Source organism: Moorena producens PAL-8-15-08-1, assembly GCF_001767235.1.
Taxonomy (GTDB): domain Bacteria; phylum Cyanobacteriota; class Cyanobacteriia; order Cyanobacteriales; family Coleofasciculaceae; genus Moorena; species Moorena producens_A.
This window is the reverse complement of sequence record NZ_CP017599.1, coordinates 6,905,022-6,916,898: the sequence shown is the minus strand read 5'-3', so window position 1 is coordinate 6,916,898 and position 11,877 is coordinate 6,905,022. Positions and strand designations below refer to the sequence as shown.

Sequence of the window (11,877 nt, the reverse complement as noted above, 5' to 3'; positions counted from 1 at the left end):
CGTTTTAGACACCCATTTGGTAGGTAGGCATTTGGTGTTAGTCCTATCCCATCTCACTTTGGAGCAAGGGATAAGGATAATCTACTAAGGGAGTAGGTTCCATAGTATTTCCCACAGAATTTGCCAAAATGGATGTCTTTGCTAAACTCGACTAGCTTTTAGATTAAAACTTTTCTGATCTCTACGGTTTATTTATTAAGAATTGTATAGAATTTAGGGGATCAAGTTCAGGATTGATGGCCATTGATCCCAGGAAACCTTTGAGATTATACTTTATTTTCGTAAAAAATTTCCCCTAATAATTAAGTTTTGTAAAGTTTTGTGATGAAAACCTCTCAAGAAACCGCCGCTGCCGTTGAGCGCCTCTACGATACCTACCCTTTTCCCCCAGAACCCTTACTCGATGAGCCACCTCCTGGATACAACTGGCGCTGGAATTGGCGAGCTGCTTATAGTTTTTGTACTGGGCAAACACCCCAAAGAGAGGAGATTCGGATTCTAGATGCTGGTTGTGGGACGGGGGTAGGCACAGAGTATCTGGTTCACCTCAATCCCCAAGCCTCAGTAGTGGGGATTGATCTTAGTGCTGGGGCCTTGAAGGTAGCCCAGGAACGCTGTCGCCGCTCAGGTGCTGATCGGGTCGAGTTTCATCACCTGAGCTTATACGATGTTGACCAAATCGAGGGTCAGTTCGATCTAATTAACTGTGTGGGAGTGTTACATCACTTGCCAGACCCCATCCGTGGGATTCAATCGATAGCTAAGAAACTAGCACCGGGAGGCTTATTTCATATCTTTGTCTATGCTGAATTAGGACGCTGGGAAATCCAGTTGATGCAGCAAGCGATCGCACTTTTGCAGGGTCAAAACCAGGGAGACTACCAGGATGGGGTGAAGGTCGGTCGTCAATTATTTGAAGCGTTACCAGAAAACAACAGAATTGTCAAGCGAGACCGGGAACGCTGGTCTTTGGAAAACCATCAGGATGAATGCTTCGCGGATATGTACGTTCATCCCCAAGAAATTGACTATAACATTGAAACCCTATTTGAACTAATTGATGCTGCTGGCTTAGAGTTTCTTGGGTTTTCTAATCCCCGCTACTGGCAGAAAGAGCGCTTATTTGGCAAGAATCCAGAGTTAATGGCACGCTCAGAAGGTCTGAGTCAACGGGAGCTATATCGGTTAATTGAATTATTAGATCCCGAACTGACTCATTATGAGTTTTTCTTGACCCGTCCTCCCTTAGAGCGGGTAGATTGGTCAGAAGATAAAGACCTGTTAGCCGCAATTCCAGAACGCCACCCTTGTATGACTGGTTGGCCAAGTAAGTCCCTATTTGACTATGATTACCAGCTGGTTAAGTTATCAGATGAGGAATTTACGTTTCTCGAAGCCTGTGACCAGAATGGTAGCTCAGCCGACAACTCATCCCAAACCCAAACCGTAGCAGAAATTATCAAGCATGTTAACGTCGATTTAGATGGAGTGCGATCGCTACTTCAACGGCAGTTGATTATGCTCAAAATTGATAATTGATAATGCAAACATTGAGCAGTCAGCGGTCAGCGGTCAGCCGTCAGCCGTCAGCCGTCAGCCTAAGGCTCACCCTGCGCACACAGCTTATTGTATTCACAAGCACCAATCACTAGCTTGCTCCAAAGCTGATAACTGATATAGCACTACGCATTAAAGTGTTTGACATTGATACAAGCTCAAAAGCTGTTTTAGTAAACTTTTGCCTCTTGCCTCTTGCCTCTTGCCTTTGGCGTAGCGCTATAACTGATAGCTCCATCCCTGTTCCCTGTTCCCTGTTCCCTGTTCCCTATCAGATGACACATGACAAATGTTTGCCCAAGGTTTCAGTAGTTGTACCAATCTACAACGGTGAAGCAGATTTACCAGAGTTAGTCCGTTGTTTACAGGCACAGACCTATCCCACTGACCAAGTAGAGTATCTGTTAGTGGATAATAATAGCAGCGATCGCACTGCCTCACTAATCGAAACTGCCGTTACTGAGGGAGCATCTGAGGGCATAACCTTCCACTACATCCTAGAAGACCAGATTCAAAGCTCCTATGCAGCCCGTAACAAAGGCATTCGAGCCGCTAAGGGGGAAATAATTGCTTTTACTGACGCAGACTGTCGTCCCCAACCCCATTGGTTAGCAGACCTGGTCTCACCCTTGACCAACCTTAGTATTGGTATTGTTGCTGGTCAAATCATCGGGTTGCCCGGTAAAACCTGGCTAGAAAAACACGCTGAGTATCATAATGTTCTATCTCAGGAACATACCTTAAACAATTCTTATTGTCCCTACGGTCAAACCGCTAACCTAGCAATCCGACGGCAAGCATTCGAGGAAGTTGGATTGTTCCGTCCTTACCTGACTACTGGTGGTGATGCTGATATTTGCTGGCGTATTCAAAAGCAAAGCAACTGGCAATTACTCCTTGCTCCAACCGCCATAGTTGAGCACCGACACCGTTCCACCTTTCGGGAGTATCACAGTCAATGGCATCGGTATGGTCGCTCTAACCGTTACTTACATCAGCTCCATGGTGTGCCCTTGATGCGGGATATTCCACCAAAGGAATATCTGTATCGGATCAGTCGTTGGTTGCTGAAAGAACTACCGCGCAATAGTATTAATGCGATCGCAGGCAAAACCGATCCCATTGAGTTAATCAGCACACCGATTGGTCTGTTTGGAACTTGGGCAAGGGCAAAGGGACAACAGGAAGCCAGGCTGCCAGATAAAGCTGATCAGATTGAGTGGCTTTCCCATGGAAGCTGATAGCTGCATCCTGATTCCAGTTCCCCTCCTGGGAGGGGTTAGGGGTGGGTTCCGATTCCCGATTCCCGATTAATCACAAATCACTTATTATCAGTAAATTGCGCTACATTGGACTACACTGCGCTACACTAAGGCTAGTACGGGTTAAGGAAGTAGCGATGTCAGCAAAGCTCTTAAACGAAGTAGGGGTTAAGGAAGTAGCGATGTCAGCAAAACTCTTATTGGTAGATGACGAACCAGGAGTAAGGGAAGCGGTCAAAGAGTATTTGACAGAATTTGGTTTTACCGTACAGGTTGCCAGCAATGCTAATGATGCTTGGCAAATGTTACAGCAAAATACACCCGAACTAGTAATTTCTGACGTCATGATGCCTCAAGTGGATGGGTATCAATTCCTACAGCAGCTTCGAGATGACCCCCGTTTTAAAGCACTGCCAGTAGTGTTTCTGACAGCCCGTGGCATGACCTCAGATCGAATTCAGGGTTATCAGGCCGGTTGTGATGCGTACCTACCGAAGCCCTTTGATCCAGATGAATTAGTCGCTATTGTTAAAAACCTTTTGGAGCGTCGCGCTGCTAACTCTGAAGATAGTGTAGGTAGTACAGAGCTTGAAAAAATAGCCAAGCAGGTGGCTGAAATCCGGGCAATGTTAGACCAAAAGAATGGAATTGTCCAAACTCCTCCACCCTTGCGCATTGATTTTACAGCTAGAGAGCAGAGTGTCTTAGATTTGGTTGCCCAAGGGCTAATGAATAAAGAAATTGCCCGACGTTTAGAGACTAGTGTTCGTAATGTTGAGAAGTACGTTAGTCGTTTGTTTAGTAAAACGGGAACTAATAGCCGTACCGAGTTAGTTCGGTATGCTTTGGAACATGGTTTAACGAAATAGAGGATAAAGCATTTAGACCGATTTACTGGCCTATCCCTAAGACAGATAGGCTAGATAACTGCACTTCTGGTAGCGATTCAATTTCAAATTCCACCGATACATATTTTGGTTAACTTGTCAATACGTAAGTTCTAGAGTCCGGGGCTTACAAGGTGCTCCCGCAAGTGACCCACACAATTCCTCCCTACTCGCGCTTTGCATCAAGACAAGGGAGAAAATTTAGGTGTACCTGACTAGACTAGGAAACGCTATCCTATCCGCCAGGTTTTGTAAAGTTATTTTACAAAAAGCCGCTTTCTGTATAAAAAGGACTAATAAATCGGGAGTAATAATTAAATAAAGCCAGAAATATTTAGCCAATATGGCAGGAAATGATGCTTAAGAAGATTTATGCCTTGCTAGTGGGAATCGATCACTACGCTCCGGATTCAGTTATTGAAGTAAATCCATTACAAGGCTGTGCTAACGACATTACAGCAATAGAAGAGTATCTTAACAAACGCTTTGATCGAGAAGAATACCAACTGCATTTACAAACACTTAAAAATGAGCAAGGGACCCGCGAGGCAGTTATTAATAGCTGATTTGTAAACTCGCTGTAATCCTTGTAGGATAAGGCTTGCGCTAAACTATAACAATTGAACTATTTAAGAGCCAAAAGACAATCATAGCAAGGCTTTCAAGCTTCTTAATATTTACTTTACAAATTAGCTCTAAAGCCTGAACCATCTTCGTCAAGCTGGAAAAAATGATGTAGTTTAGTTATACTATAGCGGTCATGATTTCCAGGAATTAGCACCCAAGTAATTTTAGCACATAGAAGCAGACAAGATGAGTTATTTCAGAAACTAACCTACTGAATTTGGTTAGCAAAATTTAGTGCAGCGATCGCAATTTTGATGTGATATTTACCAGAGTAACTGGATAACAATCGGTAGCTAAACTTGGACTGTAATTAATTGGATATATAACCTATGGACAGAACTGCTAAAATTGCCTATATTCTAGAAAAGCGCCAACCTTTGGCTAATAGAATTGAAGAGGTCGGAGTAAATTTAAACTCTCTTTATTCTAAACTTAGCTATCTCGAAGATTATCGCCAACAGCTACTGGAAAAGGTTGATGAACCAAGCATAAATGGACGCTTGAAGGAAATCGATTTTTCGAAGATTCAGCAGGATATTGTATCTGAGTTACAAGCACTGGCTAAACTCAAAACTCGTTTCTCGCGAGATACTCTTAACATCGGTGTGATTGGACGAGCAAGACAGGGTAAGAGTCGTTTATTACAGAGTTTAACTGGATTGACTGCAGCAGAAATTCCTGATGGCAGCGGTCAACACTGTACGGGGGTTCGCAGCAAGATTCACCATAACCCAAATGTTGAAACATATGGTGAAGTCTTGTTCTATACAGACCGTACTTTTATGGATGAGGTTATTGCTCCTTACTATGAGCAGTTAAGATTGGGAACTAAACCAACTAATATCGATGATTTTGCCAAAAAAGACCTGCCTTCGCTACCGAACGACCTTAAGGGTGCAGAGGTTAATGCCAAATATGAACATCTACGCCAATATCATGAGAATGTAGATAAATATCGTTCCCTGTTGCAGGCTCCTTCTCCACGCCAGATCAAGAAAGAAGAGATTCGAGAATATGTAGCCCAAGACAACCTCCAAGGGGAGCGTATTTATTTCAACTATCTGGCAGTTCGAGAGGTCAGAATTATTTGCAACTTTCCCAAGGATGATCTTGGAAAGATTGCTTTAATTGATATGCCGGGATTAGGAGATACAGGAATTGGTGATGAAAAGAGGATGGTAAAAACCATTGGTGAGGATATTGATGCGGTGCTATTTGTCCGGATGCCAAAGAGTACAGGAGACTTTTGGGGGGACGTTGATGTGCAACTGTACGACACAGCCTATAGAGCTTTGAATGATCTGCCGCTCCCACTATGGTCTTTTATGGTTCTCAACAAACTGAGTGATGAGAGTAACTTACAACTCTGCCAACAATTGAAAACCGACATTACCAACAAACACATCAATGTTGCAGACTGTGTAATAGCTAACTGCGCTGAAGCTCAAGAGGCTAACGATCAGGTTTTAGATCCCATTCTTAACTACTTAGCTAAAACAATTACTGACCTAGATCAGCAATATGCGTCTGCTTGTCAGGATCGAATCAAGCAAATCCAAACATCAGTGGTGGCTGAGTTAGATAAAGCCCGTCAAGCATTAGGACAAGGAAAAATTTCAGGAGAGATGGTTGAATTTATCCCATTGTTTAATGGGCTTTGGAACGATTTGACCAGTGGTCTTGAAAAAGTCCTTAAACAACTTAGTGACCAAATTAATGAGCAAGACCGAGACTTTAAACAATCTGTAGAAGAGGCTATCCAAAATTGCTATAACGATACCAAAATTCCCTCATCTTTGGAAGAAATTGAAAGTAGGCGTGATAGTAAAGGGGCTTACACAAGTGCCTATAGCGATTACCTCAATGAAATTCGCGCTCACCTATCACAACATTTTCTATCTCTAGATACTGGGTTAAAAAAATCTTTGGATAGGGTAAAAAATCTAGTAGTAGAGGTATTAATCGGTAAGGCAAATTTAGGAAAAATCACAGAAGCAAAAGGTTCTGATTTTCTTGGAGAGATAGCTAACCTACTACCTGATGAAATTTTAGACGGGCAACCCAGCAGACTAAAATTTGGATTCCAAATCCTCTCTGAATTTCAGCTTTCTTATCGGGGTACTATCCAACACCGAATTCGCCAGTGTCTTAATGGATTAACTCCTGATAGAACTGATCTGCATCTGTCTGGGAAGTCTCCCAATGCAGAGCAAATCAAGAGCAATCTCGAAGCACTTCATGCAGCAGCTGTTTTTCAATGCGAAACAGCCTTAGAAGATTTTCTTTGTGAACCTTCCCAAGCTGCTTTTGCCATAGTAGAAGAATTTCTTGACCGTGTACTCCGTGCTGAAGCAGTCAAGGATGAATGGCAAATTTTTCTTTACCAGGAACGCTCTTCTATCTGGCCTAAGGAATTTGAGCTATTGGGTGAACGCTCCAGGGTACGCCAAGAGTGGCTAGAGGCAGTAGAACAGGCAACAAACCTAAATCAGCAAGAGTTGATGTCATTATTCAAGTAACACAACAAGGAGAATCAAATGCCCAAAGAACTTAAAGTCACAATGCTAGGACATCGAGGGGTAGGCAAAACCAGTGTTTTAACTGCTATGTATGAGCAGTTCTCTGATACGTTTGAGGAAGCCGATTTGCAACTGACTCCCGATCCTGTAAGTTCCGCATTTCTGCAAGAGCGTTTAGGAGAGCTAAAAGCTCTGCTGGATGATTTTGAAGCGACGGGAGGATTGGAAGGAACAGAGGAGCTCAAATGTTTTAAGTTTGGTCTAGGAAAGATTGGTGAAAAACCATCTTTACAACTGACTTTTCAAGATTTTCCCGGTCACTATCTGGATGATAAGGATGGTGAATTTGTCAAAAATGTAATGCATGAATGTGTTGCAGTTTTGATTGCTATTGACGCTCCTGCACTCATGGAAGCCAACGGCAAATGGCATCATTTGAGAAACAGACCCAAGCAGATTTGTGATATTTTTAAAATAAGCTATGGAGATTTAAAAGAACCTAGGCTCGTTATCCTTGTTCCTGTTCGTTGTGAAAAATATTTGCAAAACGAAGAAGATGCTAAAAAATTACGTAACTGCATCAAAGACAAATATGCTGAACTATTTAAGTTATTCAAGAGCGAAAATTTGCTGACTAAGATTGCCTGCGTAATTACACCTGTTCAAACTGTAGGAACTGTGATATTCAATAATATTAGAGTAGTGAATCAAAGACCGCGTTTTTACTTTCGCAAAATTAGTCATGATGCTGGATATAGTCCCAAAGATAGCGATCAGCCGTTACGGTATCTTTTGAGTTTCCTACTCAAACTTCATTACGATACGAAATGGGGCTGGTTCAATACTATTCGTCATTGGCTAGGTTGGGATAGATACCTTTTAGAAGCTGCTCGCCAGTCTGCTAGTCAATGTAAATCTTCTGGTGGCTTTGTCATTATACAAGGCGAAGATAAACTTTTTATTGATAAATAGGAGTAAGCAATGAAAATTTATGTTCTAAGTGCTGGTTTTTATCAAGAACAGGATTACTTTTGGAAAGAAGTTGCAAAGGATGAACAAAAGCCAATAGATGAACCAGATTTGGTTAAAAAATCTAAACTATTGCTTGAAACCCAAGGGTATTCGATTTTTATAGGGCGTGAGAGTGGTAACTTAATTTTGCTTGTCACAGGCATGAAAGCAAGCAAACGCAAAGATTATCGAGGTCGCACTATACGAAACTCTATAGCGTTGATTGCTCAAGATAATGAGCAGGATGAGCAACAAATACGAGGAATCGCTGTGCTTGCATTAGAGGGAAAATTACAAAATGACATTGACAGTGCTATTAAAGAAGGAGGGGAATACGGATTTGAAGTTTCTTATGAACAAATCGAGAATGTCATCAAAGCATCGCTTCAAACCAAGAACTCCACTGCAACGAAGCCTCTGATGATAGGTAAAAACTCAGAAGATAATATAAAACTTATTGCTAAGGAACTTAAAGAATCCCGTCTACCTCAGAAAAGCAATGCTTCGGATTCACAAGCATTAGTCGTTGTTACCGGAATTAAGGAACAAGACGATCTCAAAAAAGCAGGAGTTTGGCGGGGATTATCGAATCTTGGAGATAACGAAGACCTTTCTCCCTATGAGCCACCGAATTCAGTTCAAAAAAATTTTCTAAGCTTTGAGATCCCAAGCTTTTTGGACGCAATTAAAAAATATAATCCCCAATTGGCAACAATATTGATAATTTTCGGCGTGATTGGGCTAATTAACCTAGGGCTTAGTTGGAATCCAAGCAGATTTGGGAGAGTACACAATCCTTCTCAGCCAACCACTGTTGTTTTAGCTGCTATTAGCCCAGGTCTTCAGTATTTTGTAACTGCTGATCCTGATGGTAAAGTGGTAGTGCAGGATACCCAAGGTAAAACGAAGAATACCCTTAAAACAAATGCTCAGGTCAAATCAGTTGCCCTTAGCCTTGATGGAAGTTATGTCGTTACTGGGGATGAGACTGGAAACGTGAAATTGTGGGATGTAACTAACAAAAAAAACATTGAGCTAATACGTAATGTCAATTTCAAACATGAAAAAGCAGTTTTGTCACTGGCGATCAATTCTAATTCTGATAGGGATAAAGTAAAAATAGTTAGTGGTGGTGCTGATGGGCAAGTGCTGTTGTGGAACGTAAATGTTAATGTTAACCAAGGTAAGGGCGAAGCTAAGATCGAAAAGTTATATTCCATGATTAAGTAATCAGGTTGGGTGAATCTAACTTTTAGGTGGGACCCGTGGCGAATTAAATTCGCCACGGGTCCCACCGTCACGAACGGGCAAGATGCCCATTCCACCCAAAATATCTAGGAGTCGTATGGGGTAAAAATCCTAAGTACGGTATGACAGCAGAGGTGCCCCAGGTCATACTGGGTATCGCTCTAACTGTATTAAATCCTATTCCCTTCGCCTCAAGCGCAAGCTAGCTCACACTTTCGTTAGTATTAACTTAAGTAAAGTTACGTTAAGAGACTTTGCATTTTCTTATCAACCTTGGCAAAAGTTTGTTATCGTTCATTATCGGCATACATAACTATAAGAAAGGAAAAGACACATGAAGACTTCTCAAACTCCCAACCATTTGGGTCAATCAGTGGCTTTAGGTCTTGTTTTAGTAGTCGCCAGTGTTGGTATTTTCATCCTGATGATGGTTCAAAGTGGTGCTTTGCAATCTTAATAATCCTTACGGATCAGGCTTGCCATCCCTGGTTCAACTTTTCGTGAAACTCAAAAAGCCCACCTATAGCCCTATAGGTGGGTCATAAAAAAAAACATCTAAAAGACATCTACTATATAGATCTAAAAGAGTTACGTCCTGATAAATATTTTTTCCGACATATTTGACATTTTCTGACATCTTGTTGGAGAATCTAACTTTACTGAACAAGATGTGTCAATGAATGAACAAATTAAATATGTTCCTCCCCGAGTCGCTGCTACCAGGCTCGGGGTCAGTACCAGGACACTTGAAAGGTGGCGTGGACGTTGGCAAAATCCAAGGAATTAAAACCCCTGGAGGACTTTGAAGATACAATCAAGACTCAGTTGTCTCTATTTCAACAAAAAAAACAGATAGAGACGAAAGAGCAACAATCCTATATGCAAGGGTTTCAAGCCGCTCTCAAAGAGATGATCTCGATCAACAAGTACAGTTTCTTAAGTCTCGTTACCCAGACGCAGAAGTCATCCGAGACATCGGCAGCGGTCTCAACTTCAAAAGATTTGGTCTTCACTCCCTATTGGACAGAGTTCTCGACGGCACTTGCAAGTATATTGTCGTTGCCCACAAAGATCGGCTCTGTCGCTTTGGATTCGATCTTATCTCATGGTTGTGCTCTAAATTCAAAACTAAAATATTGGTTCTCGACGAAAAGAACCTCAGCCCAGAACAAGAGATGGTTGAAGATGTTCTCGCAATTATCCACGTCTTCAGTTGTAGGCTCTACGGACTCAGGAAGTACAAGGGAAAAATTCTTGAAGACAGTGAGTTACCGAGTTTACCCAAGCAAAGAACTTGAGAAGATCTGGAAAAAATGGGTTTCTGCTGTTCGCAAGGTTTATAACATATCGATCGAGCAGCTCAATCGGAACCAGGGCTACACAAAAGTCGGAAAGAAAGGAGGAAAACATGGCTTTAGAACTTGGTTGAAACAATCCGGACTTATTCCGCAGTGGTGCAGAGATTTAAATGTCTCCAAAATTTTAGATAACGCTTCAATGGAGGCTTATACGGCGTGGAAAGAGACCGCCAAACAACCGAAGTCTGTTGGGAAAGGGAAGAACCTTGTGCCAAACCCACAAGCTGGATTAAAAATAGCTAAATTTCGTAGCGTGCGAGATCATCATCTGACGATCCAGTTTGACCCTACGGCTTACAAGGCTGGCCGGTGGATGGTTTCTACGACCAAACATCTGCCAAAACCCGAATTCAAAGGTCAGGATTTCTGTGTACTAACTGATGGTTCTACTGAACTTACTTATAACAAAGGGAGATGGTTTGCGCACTTTCCAGTAGAGTTTGACATTGAGCCTACTGAAACCAAGAAAGTGATAGCTTTAGATCCTGGAGTTAGGACGTTCATGACTGGGTTTGACGGCACGGATTTCTTGGAGTTCGCAAATAATGATTTTCAGAGAATAGCTAAACTTTGTTCGCATCTAGATAAGTTAAAAAGTGAGCATGACAAATCAAAAGGACGCACACACAAACGTCGCCGATACAAGCTAAGGATAGCTATGGAAAGACTCAGAACTAAGATCAGAAGTCTGAGAACTGAATTGCATAAACAAGTAGCATCGTTTTTGGCAAGAAACTACGATGTGATCGTCTTACCTACCTTTGAGACGTCGCAGATGGTTGTCAAAAAGAAGCGAAAACTAAAAAGCCAGACAGCTAGGGCGATGATGACGTGGGCTTTTTATCAGTTCTCTCAGATTTTAGAGCATTTGTGCAACCGTTATGGTTCCAAATTAGTGAGGATAACAGAGGAATATACCTCCAAGACTTGTACAAAGTGCGGACACATTCATAGAAAACTTGGTAGTTCTATGAATTTTCAATGTCCACGTTGCGGATACGAAATCCCTAGAGATTTCAATGGAGCCGTCGGGATTTTCCTGAAGGCGATGTGGGATACCACCTTCCTCAACAATGTTGGGGATGTAGTACTCAGCGTATCTGACACCATAGACAGCAATGTCTATGATGTCATGGTTTGTCCGGGTTAAAAGTATCAGGATTGTTAAGTTATATAAATTTAGGCTTGACATCCTTCAACACTAACCCTTCCGGTCTAGACCGGAAGGGTTATTATCATAAGTTGACCCCAAGCAATCCTGTAGCTTAACAAAACTTAACCAAAATTTATCCCGGTTAACCCTTCCCGATTAGCGGGTGTTCATGGTAAAACTCATCAGTATAGTGAACCTCCCAAAGTACACTCTACTGATGACCATGAAAAAATTGACCTTGCTACAGCAAACTTT

At 42.0% G+C, this 11,877-nt stretch carries 11 protein-coding genes; all 11 read left to right on the top strand.

Annotation, left to right across the window (positions count from 1 at the left end; genetic code table 11):
- Positions 1 to 324 precede the first annotated feature (324 nt).
- Complete coding sequence (locus BJP34_RS25260) at positions 325 to 1,539, top strand: class I SAM-dependent methyltransferase (protein WP_070394724.1); 1,215 nt, start codon at positions 325 to 327, stop codon at positions 1,537 to 1,539.
- 293 nt (positions 1,540 to 1,832) lie between these two features.
- A complete protein-coding gene (locus tag BJP34_RS25255; protein WP_070396873.1) occupies positions 1,833 to 2,798 on the top strand; it encodes a glycosyltransferase in 966 nt (321 codons plus the stop codon).
- A gap of 203 nt (positions 2,799 to 3,001) precedes the next feature.
- Positions 3,002 to 3,688: a response regulator transcription factor gene (locus BJP34_RS25250; protein ID WP_070396872.1), complete on the top strand. Its 687-nt coding sequence runs from the start codon at positions 3,002 to 3,004 to the stop codon at positions 3,686 to 3,688.
- Between the two features lie 371 nt (positions 3,689 to 4,059).
- Positions 4,060 to 4,272 carry a caspase family protein gene (locus BJP34_RS25245; RefSeq protein WP_202972022.1) on the top strand — a complete coding sequence of 71 codons (213 nt, stop codon included), beginning with the start codon at positions 4,060 to 4,062 and terminating at the stop codon, positions 4,270 to 4,272.
- Between the two features lie 390 nt (positions 4,273 to 4,662).
- Positions 4,663 to 6,852: a hypothetical protein gene (locus BJP34_RS25240; RefSeq protein ID WP_070394722.1), complete on the top strand. Its 2,190-nt coding sequence runs from the start codon at positions 4,663 to 4,665 to the stop codon at positions 6,850 to 6,852.
- A gap of 18 nt (positions 6,853 to 6,870) precedes the next feature.
- Entirely contained in the window at positions 6,871 to 7,824 is a 954-nt protein-coding gene (locus tag BJP34_RS25235; protein ID WP_070394721.1) for a hypothetical protein, read from the top strand.
- A gap of 9 nt (positions 7,825 to 7,833) precedes the next feature.
- Complete coding sequence (locus BJP34_RS25230; protein WP_070394720.1) at positions 7,834 to 9,093, top strand: WD40 repeat domain-containing protein; 1,260 nt, start codon at positions 7,834 to 7,836, stop codon at positions 9,091 to 9,093.
- A gap of 352 nt (positions 9,094 to 9,445) precedes the next feature.
- Positions 9,446 to 9,568 carry a hypothetical protein gene (locus tag BJP34_RS49435; RefSeq protein ID WP_008180130.1) on the top strand — a complete coding sequence of 41 codons (123 nt, stop codon included), beginning with the start codon at positions 9,446 to 9,448 and terminating at the stop codon, positions 9,566 to 9,568.
- 219 nt (positions 9,569 to 9,787) lie between these two features.
- Positions 9,788 to 9,898 carry a helix-turn-helix domain-containing protein gene (locus tag BJP34_RS50540; protein WP_364416855.1) on the top strand — a complete coding sequence of 37 codons (111 nt, stop codon included), beginning with the start codon at positions 9,788 to 9,790 and terminating at the stop codon, positions 9,896 to 9,898.
- Between the two features lie 46 nt (positions 9,899 to 9,944).
- Complete coding sequence (locus tag BJP34_RS37560; protein ID WP_418904172.1) at positions 9,945 to 10,409, top strand: IS607 family transposase; 465 nt, start codon at positions 9,945 to 9,947, stop codon at positions 10,407 to 10,409.
- Positions 10,297 to 11,619, top strand: a complete 1,323-nt coding sequence (locus BJP34_RS25225) for an RNA-guided endonuclease InsQ/TnpB family protein (protein WP_229424019.1) — start codon at positions 10,297 to 10,299, stop codon at positions 11,617 to 11,619. The genes BJP34_RS37560 and BJP34_RS25225 overlap by 113 nt, the downstream gene beginning before the upstream one ends.
- The last annotated feature ends 258 nt before the right edge of the window (positions 11,620 to 11,877 follow it).